Here is an 18,427-nt window from a genome sequence, read left to right as displayed (position 1 = left end):
CGCGCGGTCAAGCTTGGTGGGGGGCGCCGGCGATGTCGCCGGTGACGAAACGAGGCGACGCATGCCGCCCGTTTCGTCACCCGGGAAGCCGTCGATCAGCCGACGATTTCTTCCGGCTTGAAGAAGAACGCGATCTCGGTGGCGGCGTTTTCGTCGCTGTCCGAACCGTGGACCGAGTTCGCCTCGATCGATTCGGCGAGTTCCTTGCGGATCGTGCCGGCATCGGCATTGGCGGGGTTGGTCGCGCCCATGATGTCGCGGTTGCGCTGCACGGCGTTCTCGCCTTCGAGCACCTGCACGACGACCGGGCCAGAAATCATGAACGTCACCAGATCGTTGAAGAACGGGCGCTCGCGGTGGACGCCGTAGAATTCCTCGGCCTGCTCGCGGCTCATGTGGATACGCTTCGAGGCGACGACGCGCAGGCCGGCTTCCTCCAGCATCTTGGTGACGGCGCCGGTCAGGTTGCGGCGGGTGGCGTCGGGCTTGATGATCGAGAAAGTGCGGTTCGCGGCCATGACCGTGAAGCTCCTGTGTTTGAATAGCGGGAAGTCGCGGCTCCCTAGTCGGGTGGGGAAACCAGCGCAAGGCCGCGCGTTACGCGGCCTGTTCCCAGCGGCCCGAGTCGTTCTGCTTCCAGTAGCGCCGCTCGACCCCGGCATGGTCACCGAGCGCACGCCAGGCGGCGCGGGCTTCGACGATGCGGTCCTCGTCGAAGAAGTGGAACGCGCGATCGAACCCGAGCGCGGCGTCGCGCCACACGCCGTCCACGATGGCGACGTTGCGCGCGGCGTTGGCGGGTTCGGGCACGGGTACGATCAGCACCGGCTGCGCGGCATCATCGCCCGCGCCGGCCTGCGCGTGGGGAAGGAAGCTCTCGGGCGTATACGTCCACAAAAGCCGATCGAGCGCGGCGCGCTGCGCCTCGCTGTCGGAGACGATCAGCAGCCGGCCGCCGCTCGCCAGCACCTTCTCCGCGATCTGCGGCAGCGCGCGTTCGAGCGGGGTGACGGTGAGATGGTAGAAATCGACCTTCATAACCCTCGTCGCCCCGGCGCAGGCCGGGGCCGCTGCGTAAATTGGCGAACCGAGCGCATCAAACCCAGCGGCCCCGGCCTGCGCCGGGGCGACGAATTACGCTTCGAAGTTATCGGCCACAAACCGATCGAGCAACCGCACGCCATATCCGGTCGCGCCCTTGTCGAAGGTCGCACCGGCCTTGTCGGCCCACACCATGCCGGCGATGTCGAGGTGCGACCAGCGCACGCCGGCGTCGATATAGCGCTGGATGAACTGCGCGGCGGTGATCGAGCCGCCACCGCGCGGGCCGACGTTCTTCATATCGGCGATCGGCGAATCAATCAGCTTGTTGTACGCATCGCTGAGCGGAAAGCGCCACAGCAGGTCGCCCGATGCCTTGCCGGCGGCGAGCAACTGATCGGCCAGCGCATCGTCGTTGGCGAAGCAGCCGGCATGTTCGGTGCCGAGGCTGATGATGATCGCGCCGGTCAGGGTGGCGAGGTCGACGATCGTCTTGGGCCGATGCGTGCGCTGCACCCAGGTCAGCACGTCACACAGCACCAGCCGCCCCTCGGCATCGGTGTTGATGACCTCGATCGTCTGCCCCGACATCGACGTCACCACATCGCCGGGGCGCTGCGCGGCCGCGTCGGGCATGTTCTCGACGAGCCCGCAGACGCCGATCACATTGGCCTTGGCCTTGCGCAAAGCGAGCGCTTTCATCGCGCCGACGACGGCGCCCGCGCCGCCCATGTCCCACTTCATGTCTTCCATGCCCGCGCCGGGCTTGATCGAGATGCCGCCGGTATCGAAGGTCACGCCCTTGCCGACCAGGGCGAGCGCGGGATCGCCGTCCCCTGCCCCGTTCCATTTGAGCGCGAGCAATTTGGCCTCGCGCACCGACCCCTGGCTGACACCGAGCAGCGCGCCCATGCCGAGGTCTGTCATCTCCGCCTCGCCGAGCACGGTGACGTCGAGGCCGAGACCTTCCACCGACGCGAGCACGCGATCGACGAAGCTCTCCGGGTAGATGATGTTGGCCGGCTCGGCGACCAAAGTGCGGGTCAGTTCGAGCCCCTGCGTCACCGCATCCTGCCGCGCCCAGGCGGCGGCGGTGCCGTCCGGCGCATTGTGCAGCGTGATCGCGGCGAGCGTCGGCTTGGCCTTGTCGCTGAGCTTGGTGCGGTACACGTCGAACCGCCACGCGCGCTGCGCCGCCGCCGCCGCGAACCGCGCGGCCGCAATCGCAGTCGGTGCAGAGCCGCCGAGATCGACCGAGACGTGCGTCGCGCCCGAGGTCAGCAGCTTGGCGGTCAGCGCGCCGCCGGCACGCTCGTAATCGGTCTCGCTGCCCGCACCGACGCCGAGCAGCAGCACGCGGCGCGCCTCGGCGCCTACGAACAGTTCGACCACGCTACCGGCCTCGCCCTCGAACCGGCTGGCGCGCGCCACCGCCTGCGCAAGCGCGATCCCCGCCGCGTCGAGCGCTGGCGAGGCGAGCCGCGCGAGCGCATCCTTCTCGACCGTGAGGGCGAGCGGCGCGGCCACATCGGGCACGGCGGCGGAAAATTCGATCTTCATCGGGAATGGCCCTCGGGTTCGTTCAAATGCGGTGAGTCGGGCGTATCTAGGCCAGCCGCGCGGTGCTGGCAAAGCAGCGCCGTTGCAGCATCGCCTCGCCAGTGCGATAGGGCGGCATTCAGCCACCGCCTTTCGCGCGGACTCCGGGGTGCAGTGCCGACGTGAAGCGTTCCTTGTTCCTAGCATCCTGCGTGCTACCGTTCGCCTGTTCGGTCGGCGCGGCGCACGCGCAGGATCTCCAGACCCCCGATGTCGCGCTGCCGCCGCCCTCCTCGGCGCCCGCCGTCGGCGACGATCAGGTGCAGTTCAGCGCCGATTCGCTCGATTACGAGGTGAACGGCGAGACCGTCACCGCGACCGGCGATGTCCGCATGTACCGCTCGGGCGACCGGTTGCGCGCAAACAAGGTGGTGTGGAACCGCAAGACCGGCAAGGTGATGGCGATCGGCAGCATCGTCGTCACCAATCCGGGCGGCGACACCGCCTATGGCGATTCGATCGAACTGACCGATTCGCTCAAGGACGGCATGATCGACAACATGCTGATCGTGCTCGAACACGGCGGCCGCCTTGCCGCACGCAAGGGCACGCGCGCGCTCGACGAAACCGTGACGATGGAAGACGCCGCCTACACGCCATGCGCGGTGTCGAGCGCTGCCGGCTGCCCCAAGGAGCCGTCGTGGAAGATCACGGCGGTGCGCGTCACCTACCGGCCCGACAAGCAGCGCATCTATTACAAGGGCGCGCGGATCAACCTGTTCGGCCTGCCGACGCTGCCCTTGCCGGCCTTCTCCAACCCGGTTGGCGGCAGCAACCAGAGCGGCCTGCTCAGCCCCGATTTCCGCTACGACCGCGTCAACGGCTTCGAGTTCGCGCAGCCCTATAACGTCGCGCTCGGCCCCAATCGCAGCCTCATCGTCACGCCGATGCTGTTCACGGCCACGTCGCCGATGCTGCACACCGATTTCCGCGCGCTGACCGATGCCGGCGCGTACCGGATCGGCGGCTATGTGACGGTCAGCCGCCAAAGCGACGATCTCCAGTCGGCGACGCCGGTGCCCACCGAGAATGCGTTGCGCGGCTATGTCGATGGCGTCGCGCACTTCCAGCTCAGCCCGAACTGGAGCCTTGGCGGCTCGCTGCGCTACGCCAGCGACAAGACCTTCCTGCGGCGTTACGACCTCTCGCGCGACGCGCGTTTGCGCTCGACCGTCAGCCTGGAGCGGATCAGCCAGAACGCGTATTTCGCGATCAGCGGCTGGTACGTTCAGACATTGCGCGTCACCGACAAGCAGGGCCTCCAGCCGATCGCGCTGCCCGAGATCGACTGGCGCTACCGCTTCGACGACGGCATCCTCGGCGGCAAGGTGCAGTTGCAGGCGAACAGCCTCGCGATTTCCAGGACCGAGGGCCAGGATACCCAGCGCGCCTTCGCCAGCTTCCAATGGGATTTGCGCCGGCTGACGCCGTGGGGCCAGGAAGTGACGTTCACCGCCTACGGCCGCGGCGATGTCTACCATGCGAGCGACGTGGGCGCGACCGACGTGGCGAGCTATCGCGGCCTCGAAGGGTGGCAGACGCGTGCGATCGGTGCGCTGGCGGTCGATGTGAAATGGCCGTTCATCGGCACCTTCCTCAGCGGAACGCAGCGGTTCACGCCGCGCGTGCAGATCGTCGCGTCGCCGCACATCGCCAACATCAACATCCCCAACGAGGATGCCCGCGCGATCGATCTCGACGATTCGAACCTGTTCGCGCTCAACCGCTTCTCCGGCTACGACCGATTCGAGGATTCGAGCCGCGTCACCTACGGGGCGGACTGGGCAGTCGACTTGCCCGGCATCTCGATCAAAACCAACATCGGCCAGAGCTACCGGCTCGACGCACGCCCGAGCCTGTTCCTCAACGGCACCGGCCTGACCGACCGATTCTCCGACATCGTCGGCCGCACCGAAGTCCGCTTCCACGATTTCGTGTCGCTGACACACCGCTACCGGCTCGACAAGGACACTTTGACGGTGCGCCGCAACGAGCTCGATGCGACGGTCGGCTCGCGTGCCACCTATCTGCTGGTCGGCTACCTCCGGCTCAACCGCGACATCACGCCGATCCTAGAGGATCTGCAGGATCGCGAGGAATTGCGTGTCGGCGGGCGCGTCCAGATCAAGCGCTTCTGGTCGGTGTTCGGATCGACCGTGATCGACCTGACCGATCGCGCGGAAGATCCGCTGTCGCGCGCCGACGGTTTCAGCCCCGTGCGGCACCGGCTCGGCGTGCAATATGAAGACGATTGCCTCCGCCTCGGATTGACGTGGAAGCGCGATTACCAGAACACCGGCGACGCACAGGCGGGCAACAGCTACCTGTTGACGCTGGCGTTCAAGAATCTCGGCCGCTAAGCGATGGTTCAGGTGCGTACCGGCATTTCGGGGTACGTTCGGGGTTGCGCGGCTACGCGCGGGATGGGAATTTTGACCAGGTGAAGATGAAGTCGATCAAGTCAAAGTCCGTCGGGGTGGCCCGGTTCGGCCGCATCATGGCTCTTGCCGGCACCGGTCTCGCGGCGGTGTCGATGACGGCATCCTCGATCGCGCAGACGGTTGGCGACGACAGCACGCCGCAGACCTCGCTCGACCTTCCCAACAACCTCCAGATCTTCGGCAAGGTCGATCCCAACGTCCGCAAGGCGACCGCGATCGTCAACGACAGCGTCATCACCGGCACCGATGTGGACCAGCGCGTCGGGCTGATCATGGCCGCGAACCAGCTCAACCTCAGCGCGGAGGACAAGGAACGCCTGAAGCTCCAGGTGCTGCGCTCGCTGATCGACGAGACGCTCCAGATTCAGGACGCCAAGGCCAATGAGGTCTCGATCACGCAGGACGAGATCACGCAGGCATTCAACCGCGTCGCCGGCAATTTCGGCAAGTCGCCCACCGATTTCCGCGCCTATCTGCGCCAGTCGGGATCGTCGGATCGGTCGCTCAAGCGCCAGATCGAGGCGGAACTGGCGTGGAGCCGCTACCTGCGCCGCAAGGTCGAACCGCAGGTCAACGTCGGTGATGAAGAGATCAAGATCATCATGGACCGCATGACCAAGTCCAAGGGTAGCGAGGAATATCACCTCAAGGAAATCTATCTCTCGGCCGGGCCGGATCGCACGCAGCAGGTGTTCGACCAGGAAAAGCAGATGATCGCCGAGATTCAGAAGGGCACCAAGCCGTTCGAATATTACGCGCAATATTCCGAAGCGACGACGCGCAGCACCGGCGGCGATCTCGATTGGGTGAGCGCGAGCCAGCTTGGCGCGCTCCCCACCAGCCTGGCCGAAGCCGCGCGGCAGATGAGCGTCGGCCAGATCGCCGGGCCGATCGAAGTGCCCGGCGGCTTCTCGATCCTGTACCTCGTCGACAAGCGCAAGGTACTCGAAGCCGATCCGCGCGACGCCAAACTGTCGCTCAAGCAGATCAGCGTGAAGTTCGCGCCCAATCTGACGCAGGCCGACGCCAATGCCCGCGTCGCGCTGTTTGCCAAGGAAATCCAGGGCATCCACGGCTGCGGCGGCGTCGCCAAGGTCGCAGCGACGATCGGCGCCGACGTGGTCGACAACGATGCGGTCAAGATCCGCGACCTGCCGCCGCAGTTGCAGGAGATTCTGCTCAAGCTCCAGGTCGGCGAATCCACGCCCCCGTTCGGCTCGCAGAAGGATGGCGTGCGCGCGCTGGTGATGTGCGGTCGTGACGACCCCAAGGACAGCAGCCTGCCCGGCGTCGACCAGATCCGCAACCAGATGGAGCAGCAGCGCGTCAACCGGCGCGCCCAGCAGATGCTGCGCGATCTGCGGCGCGACGCCGTGATCGAATATCGCTGATCGAAGGGAACCGGGGATGATCCAGCCGCTCGCCGTCTCGATGGGCGATCCGGCCGGGATCGGCCCGGAGATCATCGCCAAGGCCTGGGAGCGGCGCGCGGCGCGCGGCCTGCCACCGTTCTTCGCGGTGGGCGATGCGCGCGCGGTGACGAAGGTGTGGCAGGGGCCGGTTCGCGTCATCCGCGATCCCGCCGAGGCCGCCGGTGCGTTCGACGAGGGCCTACCCGTGCTCGGTGTCGCCGATGGCGGCGAGATCACGCCCGGCACCCCCGATGTCGAAGGCGCGCGCTGTGCGCTTCGCGCGCTGGAGATGTCGGTCGGGCTGGTTCGGTCGGGTGCGGCGGGCGCGATCGTCACCGCGCCGGTGTCCAAGGCGCAGCTCTATCAGATCGGCTTCAGCCATCCCGGCCAAACCGAGTTCGTCGCGGAACGCTGCGGCATCTCCGGCGAGAATGCGGTGATGATGCTCGCCGGCCCGGACCTGCGCGTTGTGCCGATCACCACGCATGTGCCGCTGGCGAGCGTGGCGGGGCTGCTATCGATCGAGCTGGTCGCCGCCAAGGGCCGCGCCACCGCACGCGGGCTCGCGCGCAACTTCGGCATCCTGAACCCGCGCCTCGCCTTCGCCGGCTTCAACCCGCATGCCGGCGAGAGCGGCAAGATCGGTCGCGAGGAGATCGACGTCATCCTGCCCGCGATCGAGCAGCTTCGCGCCGAGGGGGTGGATGCGAGCGGGCCGTTCGCCGCCGACACGATGTTCCACGGCCGCGCGCGCACCGGCTATGACGTCGCCTTGTGCTGCTACCACGATCAGGCGCTGATCCCGATCAAGACGCTGCACTTCGACGACGGCGTGAACATCACGCTCGGCCTGCCGATCGTGCGGACCTCGCCCGATCACGGTACGGCGTTCGGCATCGCCGGCAAGGACGTCGCCGAGCCGGGCGCGATGATCGCGGCGATCGCAATGGCGGGCGAAGCGGCGACGCGGCGCGCTGTACGCGCGTGACACCCGTCCACGACCTGCCGCCACTGCGCGAGGTGATCGCGCGCCACGGGCTCGCCGCGAGCAAGGCGCTGGGGCAGAATTTCCTGCTCGACGCGCAATTGCTGGCGCGGATCGCGCGGGTGCCGGGCGATCTTACCGATGCCGAGGTGCTGGAGATCGGCCCTGGCCCCGGCGGGCTGACGCGTGCCTTGCTCGGCGCCGGTGCGCGGGTGACCGCGATCGAGCGCGACCATCGCTGCATCCCCGCGCTCGCCGAACTCGGTGAGGCGTTTCCTGGGCGGTTACGCGTGATCGAGGGCGATGCGCTGGAGATCGACGCGCCCGCCCTGTTCGAGGGCAAGCCGCACATCGCCTCCAACCTGCCCTATAATATCGGCACCGCCTTGCTGGTGCGGTGGCTGAGCGCCCCGTGGGAGCCGTGGTGGCAGAGCCTGACGTTGATGTTCCAGCGCGAAGTCGCCGACCGCATCGTCGCGAGCGCGGGCGATGACGCTTACGGGCGGCTCGCGATCCTTTCGCAGTGGCGCAGCACCGCAAGGCTCGCCATGCCGGTGCATCGCTCGGCCTTCACACCGCCGCCCAAGGTGATGTCGGCGGTGGTGCATATCGTGCCCGGCGACGCGCCCGAGGGCGTCGATCTCGGTATTCTCGAACGGCTGACGGCGGCGGCGTTCGGGCAGCGCCGCAAGATGCTACGCCAGAGCCTCAAGCCCGTGCCCGGCGCGCTCGCGGCGCTCGACACGATCGGCATCGACCCGGCCCGGCGCGCGGAGACCGTGTCGGTCGCCGATTTCGTCGCTCTGGCGCGGGCGGTCGGGGCCGCCAAATAACTCCGTCGCGCCGGCGCAGGCCGGGGCCGTCATGTTTGGGGCAGCCGGCCCACCAGATTACACAGCGGCCCCGGCCTGCGCCGGGGCGACGCTTAGCCCCTCAGACCGCGCCGTGGCAGTGCTTGTACTTCAGCCCCGACCCGCACGGACATGGCGCGTTGCGGCTGACGTTGCCGACCCACTGCGCCGGGTCCTGGCCGATTTCGTGGCCGTCCGGGCGCGGGATCGACAAGGTCGGGATCGCGCTCGTCACCATGCCGGCGCCGTCAAAATCGTAGGTGTCGTCCTCGCCGGTGAACGGGTCGAAGTGCGTGGTGATGAAGTCAGGCAGTTGGGGCAGTTCAGGCGGCGCCTGGAACTGGAACTCGGCATAAGCGATCGTCCGCGTCACTTCCTCGCGGATCATATCGAGCATGCGCTGGAAGAGCTGGAAAGCCTCCTGCTTATACTCGTTGATCGGCGTCTTCTGCGCATAGGCGCGCAAGTGGACGACCTGACGCAGCGCCTCGACGGTGGCGAGATGCTCTTTCCAGTGATGGTCGAGGTTCTGGAGCAGGATCGACTTCTCGATCTGCACCCACGTCTCCGGCTCAAGCCCCTCGGCCTTGGCGGCGACATGCGCGTCGGCGGCGGCGCGGGCGCGCTCCACGACGATCTCGGGATCGATCGCTTCCTCGGCGAGCCAGTCATCGATCGGCGGCGCGATGTTGAGCTGGGTCTGGAGCTTCTCCTTCATGCCGGCGATATCCCATTGTTCGGGATAGGTGCCGGGCGGGCACGCCTCTCCGACGATCGCGTTGACCGTCTCGGCGCGCATGTCCTCGACGACATCGCCGACGGTGTCGGCATCCATGATGTCGGCGCGCTGCTCGTAGATCACCTTGCGCTGATCGTTCATCACGTCATCATATTCGACGACCTGCTTGCGGATATCGTAGTTGCGCGCTTCGACCTTTTTCTGCGCGGTCTCGATCGCCTTCGACAGCCACTTCGAGCCGATCGCCTCGCCGTCGCCGATGTTCGAACGCATCATGCGGGCGAACAGCGTGTCCGGCCCGAAGATGCGCAGCAGATCGTCGTCGAGGCTGAGGTAGAAGCGCGACAAGCCGGGATCGCCCTGACGACCCGACCGGCCGCGAAGCTGGTTGTCGATGCGGCGGCTCTCGTGGCGCTCGGTGCCGAGCACGAACAGACCGCCCGCATCGAGCACCGCCTGCTTCTCGGCGGCGATCTCCTGCTTGATGCGCGCGGCGGCCGCGTCAAATTCGGGCGTGCCTTCGACGAGGTCGGGATGTTCGTCGAGCATGCGGAATTCGAGGTTGCCGCCGAGCTGAATGTCGGTGCCGCGCCCCGCCATGTTGGTCGCGATCGTCACCGCCGACTTGCGGCCGGCCTGTGCGACGATATGCGCCTCCATCTCGTGGAAGCGCGCGTTCAGAACCTTGTGCGGCACCTGCTCCTGCACGAGGAATTCGCTCAGCAGTTCGGACTTTTCGATCGACACGGTGCCGACCAGCACCGGCTGGCCGAGTTCGGCATGGACGCGGATCTTCTTGGCGATCGCCTGGAACTTGTCCTGCGTATCCTTGTAGAATTCGTCCTCCTCATCGACCCGCTTCACAGCGACGTTGGTCGGAATCGTCACGACGTTCATCTTGTAGATGTCGTAGAATTCCGCCGCCTCGGTCGCCGCCGTGCCGGTCATGCCGGCGAGCTTGGGATACATGCGGAAATAGTTCTGGAAGGTGATCGAGGCCATCGTCTGGTTCTCGGGCTCGATATCGACACCTTCCTTCGCCTCGACCGCCTGATGCAAACCGTCCGACCAGCGTCGGCCGTCCATCATGCGGCCGGTGAATTCGTCGATGATGACGACCTTGCCGTCCTTGACGATATAATCGGTGTCGGCCTTGAACATCATGTTCGCGCGCAGCGACTGGTTGACGTGGTGGACGACCTGCGTGTTCTCAAAATCGTAGAGGTTCGCACCTTCGAGCAGCCCGGCGTTTTCGAGCATCCGCTCGACCTTCTCGGTGCCGTCTTCGGTCAGGATGATCGACTTCTGCTTCTCGTCCTTCTCATAATCCTCAGCGGTGAGCTGCTTCACGACGAGATCGACGCTGCGGTACAGATCGGTCTTGTCGTCGGTCGGGCCGGAGATGATGAGCGGGGTGCGCGCCTCGTCGATCAGCACAGAATCGACCTCGTCGACGATCGCCATGTTGAACGGCCGCTGCACCATCGATGCGCGATCATACTTCATGTTGTCGCGCAGGTAATCGAAGCCGAATTCGTTGTTGGTGCCGTAGGTGATGTCCGAGGCATAGGCATCGCGGCGCTGCTGGTCGCTGAGGTTGGGGATGATGACGCCGGTGGTCAGCCCGAGGAAGCTGTAGACCTGCGACATCCAGCCGGCATCGCGCGCGGCGAGATAATCGTTGACGGTGATGACGTGGACGCCGGTGCCGGGCAGCGCGTTGAGATAGGTGGCGAGCGTCGCGACGAGCGTCTTGCCCTCGCCGGTACGCATCTCGGCGATCTCGCCGCGATGGAGGACGATGCCGCCGACCATCTGCACGTCGTAATGGCGCTGGCCGAGCGTGCGCTTGGCCGCCTCACGGACGGTCGCGAACGCTTCGGGGAGGATGCTGTCGAGCGCCTCGCCATTACCGAGCCGCTCACGGAAGGCGACGGTCTGCGCGGCGAGTTGATCGTCCGACATGGCCGAGATCGTCGGCTCGAAACCGTTGATCTTGTTGACGATCGATCCGAGCGATTTGACGTAGCGTTCGTTCGAGGAACCGAACAGGGATTTGGCAAGGCCGCCGAGCATGGGGATGTCCTGTATATTCAAGAGGATCGCGCGCGGACATCAGCCCGGCTGCGGTACTGTCGGAGAAAAGATGGTGGCGCGCCGCCAGAAATACGAGCGGGCGCCGGTCGGCGCGGTTATTCGCGCCGACGCTCGCCGCGAACGGGAATCGCCGCGCTCAGCACGAACGGGCGTGCGGCGATGTAGGCGAGCACGGCGCTGATCGCAGGCGGACGCTGCGCCCGAACGATCGCCGCGACCGCGCGCGTGGTGACCGGCGCCGCGATGCTGCCACGGGCCGAAACGCGCTCGATCTGAACCGCGATATCCGGCGCGCGCGTACCGGTGATGGCACCGGTCAGCGCCGACAGCGCGGCACAGAGGAAAAGCACGAACTCCATAGTCGATGTGCGCTGTAATGCGGTTCGTCGCACCCGTCCATCCATTCGACGAAGCGCGCGACGAGCCGTTACGCCGCCTCTTTAACCGCAGGGAAGCTCGGCGCGGTCGCGGCGGGCTCCGCAAGGGCGGCCAGCCGCTTCTCGCTCAGCCATGCCATCAGTGGCGCGCACAGGAAGCGGATGCCCGAGGCGGCGGCGGCCATCGCCACCAGCAGCCCGACATCGTCCTCACTGCTCTTGCGCAGCGCCAGCGCGGCGACAATCAGGACGATGTGCGCGAGGCCGATCAGCGTCTCCGGCAGGGTCTCCTTCAGAGCGCGCACGCCGGCGGCCTTGCCCTGGAACTTGGGCGTGCGGCGCCAGCCGAGCGGGCGCGGCGACAGGCCGGCGATGCCGCCGAGCATCTGAATCCAGGTGAGCGAGCTGCGCGCGATCTCGCCCAGCACCATGTCGCGGATGCTGTGACAATCGCTTAGCCGGTAGCGGAACCAAGTGCTCGCCAGCGTACCGACCAGCGCGAGCCAGGCGGCGACCCAGAACGGCGTCGGCAGGTTGAGCGTCGGCACCTCGCCGAGCGCGATCAGCGTGACGCTGACCACCGCGCTGCCGAAACCGAAGATCGTGCCGAACGCGCCCAGCAAAGGCTCGACCCCGCGCTGGAATTCGAGCAGCTTCGACCACCAGTTGATCTTGGGCGAGCCGCCCCAGCGGATCGGCAGATACAGCCGCCAGTGGCGGCGCAACTGCTGCACCGGACCGGCGATCCAGCGGAAGCGCTGCTTCTTGTAATCCTCGAAGGTCTCGGGGATGAGCCCGCGCCCGAAGGTCTCGCGCAGATAGATGCCGTCATAGCCGAGCGCGCGAATCCGCACCGACACTTCCGAATCTTCGGTGAGGCACCATTCCGCCCACAAGCCGGCATCGACCAGCGCCTGTTTGCGGATGATGCACATCGTACCGATCGTGATCGCCGAATTATACTCGCTGAGCCCGGCCATCTCGATCTTGTTGTTGGGCATATATTCCCAATAACAGGCGGTCAGATAGGCGCTTTCCTCATGCTCGCGGTAATCGTGCGGGGTCTGGACGTAGCCGATCTTCGGGTTTTCGAAAAAGGCGGCGAGGCGCGACAGGAAATCGGGGGTTGAGAAATAATCCGCGTCGATCACCGCGATCAGCTCGGCGTCGGGCGAAACGAAACCGCCCTTCATCAGATAGTTGAGCGCGCCCGCCTTCGCGCCGTCGAGCGGGGCGACGTGGAAGAACTGGAAGCGGTTGTCGCTGCGCCCGGCGTTGAGCTTGGCACAATAGTCCTGCACCGGCATCCACAGCGTCGGGTCTTTGGTGTTGTTGTCGATGACGAGGATTTCGTAATCGGGGTAATCGAGCGCGGCGAGCGCATCGATCGTCGCGATCACCACTTCGGGCGGTTCGGCATAGCAGGGCAAATGGATCGACACTTTCGGCGCGCGGCGCGGGTGGAGCGGGTCGGCCGGCTCGACCGGACGCTGCCATTCGCGGTGCGTCATCAGCGCCTGCCGCGACAGCGCGACCGCGAAGGAGATGACCAGCCAGACCGCCGAGAACACGCTCGCGATCACCGCCATCACCATCATCCAGGTCGGCATATGCCCCTCGGCGAGCAGCCGCATCGTCCAGGCGGTGCCGACGATCCAGCCGAGCGGCAACATCGCGAGTTGTTGCGCGCCCGCCATCGTCAACCGCGGCAACCCGAAGCGCAGGGCAAGCGTGACGAGCGTGGCGACGCCGGTGACAAGCACCGATCCGGCAATGACGCCGGTGGCGATGCTGGCGACGACACCGCACAGCACCATCGACAAGGCCAGTTCGGCAGGCTCACGCTGGAGATCGATCTTGACGACGAAGGGGCGGTGGATGGTCATGACCATCAGAATCACCGTACTCACGCCCATCGCGGCAAGAAAGACGAGGCCGGGATCAAGAATCTCGCGTGTGATCGACATTGGCAAGCTGTGCTCCGATTGGCATCAGATGCGGGTCTGCGGTGCAAGCCTCGTCAGAACCCCCGTTCACGTCCGATACGATTGACCAAGTGCAGTAGTTCCATTGATACGATATGGAAACGGCTTTGGTCGCCTTCGCGGCCCGGTCCATCGCGTGCGGGGTCTTGCCTTGGGCGGCGTGCGATCTAAGGGCGGGGGGTATGACCCATGCCCGCTCGCCGCTCGCGCCCGCCGCTTTCCCCACCCTCCCCGCCATTGCCGGCGTGACCGCGCATGTCGCGCGCGCCCGGTATAAGAGCTGGGATCGCTGCGACCTGACCTTCGTCGCGCTCGACCCCGGCACCGTGGTGGCGGGCGTGACGACGCAGAGCCGATGCCCCTCGCCCGAGGTCGAATGGTGCCGCAAGGCACTGACGCTGGGCAGCGCGCGCGCGCTGGTCGTCAATGCGGGCAACGCCAACGCGTTTACCGGCAATCGTGGCCGCGCCGCAGTCGAAGCGATCGCGGCGCGCGCGGCGGGGCGGCTCGGCTGCCTGCCGTCGGACGTGTTCGTCGCCTCTACGGGCGTGATCGGCGTGCCGCTGCCGATCGACAAGGCCGAAGCCGGGATCGACGCCGCGTTGGTGGCCCCCCCCTGCACATGGGAAGACGCGGCGGCGGCGATCAGCACGACCGACACGTTCACCAAGGGCGCGGTGACGACCGCGATTGTCGATGGCCGCAGCGTGACGTTGGTCGGGATCATCAAGGGATCGGGTATGATCGCGCCCGATATGGCGACGATGCTCGGCTTTATCTTCACCGATGCCGCGATCGAGCCGGGGTTCCTCCAGGCAGCACTTGCCGAAGCGAACCGCGCCAGCTTTTCGTGCATCACCGTCGATAGCGACACCTCGACCAGCGACACCGTGCTGGCGTTCGCGACCGGGCAGGCTGGCAACGCGCCGCTCACCGCGTCCGAGGATGACGGTGCGGACGCCTTCCGCGCGGCGCTGTCGGACCTGTGCCTCCAGCTCGCGCATCTGGTGGTGCGCGATGGCGAGGGCGCGACCAAGTTCATCGAGGTGGCGGTGACCGGCGCCGAGAGCGACCGCAGCGCCCACCGCGTCGCGCTGTCGATCGCCAATTCGCCACTGGTGAAGACCGCGATCGCCGGCGAGGACGCCAATTGGGGCCGCGTGGTGATGGCGGTCGGCAAGGCAGGCGAGCCGGCCGAGCGAGATTTGCTCTCGATCCGCTTCGGTGACACGCAGGTTGCGACCGGCGGGCTGGCGGTGGAAGGCTATGACGAGGCGCCAGTGACGGCGCATCTTAAGGGCAGCGACATTGAGATAGGCGTCGATCTCGGCCTCGGGGAAGGCCGCGCGACGGTGTGGACCTGCGACCTGACGCACGGCTACATCTCGATCAACGCCGATTACCGGAGCTAGTCATGCTGACGATCTGGGGCCGGCTCAACTCGCATAACGTCAAGAAGGTGGCGTGGCTGGCCGAGGAAATCGGCCTGCGCTACGTCCGCCACGATGTCGGCGGCGCGTTCGGCATGTCGGCGGCGTATCTGGCGATCAACCCCAATGCGCTCGTGCCGACGATCGAGGACGGCGATGTCGTGCTGTGGGAATCGAACGCGATCCTGCGCTATCTCGCGGCGAAATATGCGCCGGCGCTGTGGCCCGCCAATCCGGCGGTGCGCGCGATCGGGGATCGCTGGATGGACTGGCAGTTCGGCTATGCCGACGCACAGCGCGATGCGTTCCTCCACCTCGTCCGCCGCGCGCCCGAAGCGCGCGATCCGGCAGTTATCGCTCGGTCGGCCGAGGCGTGCGCGGCGCAGATGGCGGTGCTGGAGCGGTATCTCGCCGAGACGCCGTGGCTGTCAGGTGCTGAGTTCGGGATCGGCGATATTCCGATGGGCGTTTACGCGCACACCTGGTTCATGCTCGATATCGCGCGGCCTGAGCTGCCGCATGTGCGGGCCTGGTATGAGAAGCTGGTGGCGCGTCCCGGGTTCGCCACGCAGGTGATGATACCGCTGACCTAAGGGTAGACACGCCCTAACCCGCTCGTCCTGAGCTGGTCGAAGCACGTCGCCCGAACGCAGCGCTTTTGCCACGCGCTTCGACAAGCTCGATGCGAACGGGTTAGGGTTGGCTTGCGCGCGACATGCGAGCGTAATCGCATCCCCTCCCCGTTCGTGCCGAGCGAAGTCGAGGCACCTGCGCTCCGGGCCGATCCCTCGACTTCGCTCGGGACGAACGGAGCGAGAGGGCTTAGTTCAGCCGACCAAGCCCGGCGATGGTGCGGTCCACCAGCGCGCGATCCGCGTCGGCGCCGTGCTGCTCCGCGAGGATCGTCGCGGCCGCGCGCGCCGCCGCATCGGCGGCGATGGCGCGGACTTCGGCGATCGCGGTGCGTTCGGCGGCGGCGATCTTGTCTTCGGCCATCTGCTGACGGCGCTTGACGAGATCGGCGGCGTCGGTCTCAGCCTTGGCGAGAAGCGTCTTGGCTTCGGCCTGCGCGTGCGCGACGATCGCGGCGGCGTCGCCGGCGCTGGCGGCGTTGCGCGCCTTGGCCTGAGCGAGTTCCGCCTCTGCTTCGGCGCGCAGCTTGGACGCCTCTTCGAGTTGCGTCTTGATCGTGGCGATGCGCGCGTCGAGCATGCCGGCGATCATCTTCGGCACCTTGGCGACGATGATGATGCCGATCACGACGAGCATCGACAAAGCGACGAACATCGGCGGGGTGATGCCCATGAACGCGAGTTCATGGTGGAGTTCTACGGTGCCGGTGCGTGCCGTCATGGTGGGGTGCCCTTCAGCCATGCGCCAGTTCCGCCTTCACCTGCTGTTCGATCCGGGCGCGATCGACCGTGATGCCGGACAGTTTGGCGAGGATCGATTCGACCGCCTCGACCGTCGCGGTTTCAATTTCGGAGACGGCGGTCTGCTTGGCCGAAGCGACCGCCTGGGTCGCCTCCGCAAGCCGCGTCGCCGCCGCCGCGTCGCCCGCCTTCAGCGCGGTCTCAGCCTGGGCAGTAGCGACCGCTTTGGCTTCGGCCACCGCCTTGGACGCTTGCGCGCGGGCAGTGTCGAGGCCCGCCTGATAGCGTTCCTCGTCGGCGCGCGCGGTGTCCCGCGCGGCCGCCGCCGCAGCGATGTCACCCGAGATGCGGGCGTCACGATCGTCGATCGTGCGCTCGATCTTGGGCACCATCGCCTTGCCGATCCCGAAATAGATCAGCGCGAATACGATCGCGAGCCAGAAAAGCTGCGAGGCGTAGATCTCGGTGATCTGGGATAGCTGCGGCATATCGGTCTCTCTTCGCTTACTTGACGACGAAGAGGATGAGGATCGCGACGACGAACGCGATCAGGCCGAGCAGCTCCGATGCCGCGAAGCCGATGAACAGACGGCCCTGCTGGCCATCAGCCGCGCCCGGATTGCGCAGCGCGCCTTCGAGGAACGAGCCGAACACGTTGCCCACGCCGAGCGCGGCAAGGCCGACGCCGATCGCTGCGAGGCCGGCACCGATGTACATTGCGCCAAGATCAGTCATGTTAAACTCCCTGAGAAATACGAAAGGCTGAAATACGATAGGTCAATGATTCAGACTTAGTGCAGATGCACCGCGTCGTGAAGGTAAAGCGAGGTCAAGAGCGCGAACACATAGGCCTGGATTGCGCAGACCAGCAGTTCGAGCGCGCTGACGCCGACGATCATGATGAAGCTGAGCACCGCGACGACCGGGCCAAGCGTGCCGCCGGCGTTGAGGCCCTGCACCACGAAGCTGCCGAACACTTCGAGCAGGATGTGCCCCGCCGTCATCGCCACGAACAGTCGCAGGCCGAGGCTGAACGGGCGCACCATGAACGAGACGAACTCGACCGGGATGATGACCGGCATCAGCCACGCCGGTGCGCCGTGCGGCACGAACAGCGAGAAGAACTTGAGGCCGTGCTTGGCGAAACCGACCGCCAGCACGATGCCGAACGAGAAGAACGCCAGAACTGCCGTCACCGTAATGTGGCTCGTCACCGCAAAGGTGTGCAGCCCCGGCACGATCGCGAGCGGCAGCACGCCGACCAGGTTCGAGATCAGGATGAAGAAGAACAGCGAGAAGATGTACGGCGCGAACTTCTTGCCGCCCTTGCCGATGCTGGTGCCGACCATATTGTCGATGAAGCCGACCATCATCTCGACCAGCGCCTGCCAGCGGCCGGGCACCAACTGGCGCTTGAGGCCGCCGCTCACCAGAACGGCGAGCAGCACGCCGACGACGACCATGAACAGCGCCGAATTGGTGAAGGAGATATCGAACGCGCCAAGATGGATCGGTCGCGTCAAAGGCGCGACGTGGAACTGCTCCATCGGGTCGATTCTGCCGGCGCTCATTCGGCGCGCTCCTTCGAAATGCGGTAGATGTTGCGGAAAGCGACGATGATGCTGAGCGTGATCAGGATCAGCAAAGCCCAGGGGCTGGTGCCGAACCAGTGATCGATTGCCCAGCCGAGGATGCCGCCGCCGAGCGGCGCGCCGATGAGCTCCATCAGCACGCGCGACCCTTGAGCATACCCCTTCGGCTGCGGCTTGACCGGCTTCGCCACACGCATCTCGGCCGCCGCCTTCGCTTGCGCGATACGGTGATCTAGATCGTCATTGTGACGAAGGTCGGCCAACACCCCAGCATCCTGATAAGAAAACGCCGCCGCGCGGTGCGCGACGACGAAAACATGGGGCATCACCCCCGTTGCCGGTGCGTTTAGAAAAGGGGTGCAGCCAAGTCAACCGCAACGGCAGTCACGGCAAAGTAGCGATTTTGGCTATGCCGCCCGACATTTACCGGCGGCGGCATCGCCGGTTCTTCTATGGTAGCGCTCGCAACCGCGTGCGGTTTGTCCGCGCGACGAACGAACCGGGC

17 protein-coding genes are annotated in these 18,427 nt (G+C 66.2%); 6 read left to right on the top strand and 11 right to left on the bottom strand.

The features are described 5' to 3' along the window. Positions 1–95: 95 nt before the first annotated feature. The 3 genes from ndk to EWE75_RS04005 all read right to left on the bottom strand — a co-directional run bounded on the left by ndk (position 96) and on the right by EWE75_RS04005 (position 2,601). The gene (gene ndk, locus EWE75_RS04015; RefSeq protein ID WP_069206651.1) at positions 96–518 is read right to left on the bottom strand and encodes a nucleoside-diphosphate kinase; all 423 of its coding nucleotides are present in this window, start codon (positions 516–518) and stop codon (positions 96–98) included. 79 nt (positions 519–597) lie between these two features. Beyond that, positions 598–1,038 (bottom strand): DNA polymerase III subunit chi, encoded by a 441-nt coding sequence (locus EWE75_RS04010; protein ID WP_130155405.1) that lies wholly within the window; start codon positions 1,036–1,038, stop codon positions 598–600. Between the two features lie 96 nt (positions 1,039–1,134). Further along, on the bottom strand, positions 1,135–2,601 hold the full coding sequence (locus EWE75_RS04005) for a leucyl aminopeptidase (RefSeq protein WP_130155404.1): 1,467 nt from the start codon (positions 2,599–2,601) through the stop codon (positions 1,135–1,137). 161 nt (positions 2,602–2,762) lie between these two features. On the opposite strand from EWE75_RS04005, the gene EWE75_RS04000 reads away from it, so the two are divergent. The 4 genes from EWE75_RS04000 (at position 2,763) to rsmA (ending at position 8,311) form a co-directional block, all read left to right on the top strand. Beyond that, the gene (locus tag EWE75_RS04000; RefSeq protein ID WP_130155403.1) at positions 2,763–5,000 is read left to right on the top strand and encodes an LPS-assembly protein LptD; all 2,238 of its coding nucleotides are present in this window, start codon (positions 2,763–2,765) and stop codon (positions 4,998–5,000) included. 86 nt (positions 5,001–5,086) lie between these two features. Further along, positions 5,087–6,472 (top strand): peptidylprolyl isomerase, encoded by a 1,386-nt coding sequence (locus tag EWE75_RS03995; RefSeq protein WP_130155402.1) that lies wholly within the window; start codon positions 5,087–5,089, stop codon positions 6,470–6,472. A gap of 16 nt (positions 6,473–6,488) precedes the next feature. Further along, positions 6,489–7,481, top strand: a complete 993-nt coding sequence (gene pdxA, locus EWE75_RS03990) for a 4-hydroxythreonine-4-phosphate dehydrogenase PdxA (protein WP_130155401.1) — start codon at positions 6,489–6,491, stop codon at positions 7,479–7,481. Then, positions 7,478–8,311, top strand: a complete 834-nt coding sequence (gene rsmA, locus EWE75_RS03985) for a 16S rRNA (adenine(1518)-N(6)/adenine(1519)-N(6))-dimethyltransferase RsmA (protein WP_130155400.1) — start codon at positions 7,478–7,480, stop codon at positions 8,309–8,311. Before pdxA ends, rsmA begins: the two co-directional genes overlap by 4 nt. Before the next feature lie 100 nt (positions 8,312–8,411). Here the strand turns inward: rsmA and secA are convergent, their stop codons facing one another. The 3 genes from secA to EWE75_RS03970 form a co-directional block, all read right to left on the bottom strand. Next, complete coding sequence (gene secA / locus EWE75_RS03980) at positions 8,412–11,144, bottom strand: preprotein translocase subunit SecA (protein WP_130155399.1); 2,733 nt, start codon at positions 11,142–11,144, stop codon at positions 8,412–8,414. Positions 11,145–11,260: 116 nt separating this feature from the next. Next, the gene (locus EWE75_RS03975) at positions 11,261–11,524 is read right to left on the bottom strand and encodes a hypothetical protein (RefSeq protein WP_130155398.1); all 264 of its coding nucleotides are present in this window, start codon (positions 11,522–11,524) and stop codon (positions 11,261–11,263) included. 68 nt (positions 11,525–11,592) lie between these two features. Then, on the bottom strand, positions 11,593–13,509 hold the full coding sequence (locus tag EWE75_RS03970) for a glycosyltransferase (protein ID WP_130155397.1): 1,917 nt from the start codon (positions 13,507–13,509) through the stop codon (positions 11,593–11,595). Between the two features lie 200 nt (positions 13,510–13,709). Here EWE75_RS03970 and argJ point away from each other — a divergent pair, with 200 nt between their 5' ends. Further along, positions 13,710–14,939, top strand: a complete 1,230-nt coding sequence (gene argJ / locus EWE75_RS03965) for a bifunctional glutamate N-acetyltransferase/amino-acid acetyltransferase ArgJ (protein WP_130155396.1) — start codon at positions 13,710–13,712, stop codon at positions 14,937–14,939. A gap of 2 nt (positions 14,940–14,941) precedes the next feature. After that, complete coding sequence (locus EWE75_RS03960; protein ID WP_130155395.1) at positions 14,942–15,550, top strand: glutathione S-transferase family protein; 609 nt, start codon at positions 14,942–14,944, stop codon at positions 15,548–15,550. A 229-nt stretch (positions 15,551–15,779) separates the two neighbouring features. Here the strand turns inward: EWE75_RS03960 and EWE75_RS03955 are convergent, their stop codons facing one another. The 5 genes from EWE75_RS03955 to EWE75_RS03935 all read right to left on the bottom strand — a co-directional run bounded on the left by EWE75_RS03955 (position 15,780) and on the right by EWE75_RS03935 (position 18,248). Further along, positions 15,780–16,310, bottom strand: a complete 531-nt coding sequence (locus EWE75_RS03955; RefSeq protein ID WP_231708201.1) for a F0F1 ATP synthase subunit B family protein — start codon at positions 16,308–16,310, stop codon at positions 15,780–15,782. 13 nt (positions 16,311–16,323) lie between these two features. Continuing rightward, on the bottom strand, positions 16,324–16,818 hold the full coding sequence (locus EWE75_RS03950) for a F0F1 ATP synthase subunit B family protein (protein WP_130155393.1): 495 nt from the start codon (positions 16,816–16,818) through the stop codon (positions 16,324–16,326). Positions 16,819–16,834: 16 nt separating this feature from the next. Beyond that, positions 16,835–17,047, bottom strand: coding sequence for a F0F1 ATP synthase subunit C (locus EWE75_RS03945; RefSeq protein WP_010164404.1), 213 nt, complete (start codon positions 17,045–17,047; stop codon positions 16,835–16,837). Positions 17,048–17,121: 74 nt separating this feature from the next. Further along, entirely contained in the window at positions 17,122–17,901 is a 780-nt protein-coding gene (locus EWE75_RS03940; RefSeq protein ID WP_130155392.1) for a F0F1 ATP synthase subunit A, read from the bottom strand. Then, entirely contained in the window at positions 17,898–18,248 is a 351-nt protein-coding gene (locus tag EWE75_RS03935) for an AtpZ/AtpI family protein (RefSeq protein ID WP_130155391.1), read from the bottom strand. Before EWE75_RS03935 ends, EWE75_RS03940 begins: the two co-directional genes overlap by 4 nt. Between the last annotated feature and the right edge of the window lie 179 nt (positions 18,249–18,427).

Origin of the sequence: Sphingomonas populi (assembly GCF_004208535.1) — a bacterium.
In the GTDB taxonomy this organism is placed as follows: Bacteria; Pseudomonadota; Alphaproteobacteria; order Sphingomonadales; family Sphingomonadaceae; genus Sphingomonas; species Sphingomonas populi.
This window is presented reverse-complemented; position numbering and strand designations above follow the sequence as displayed.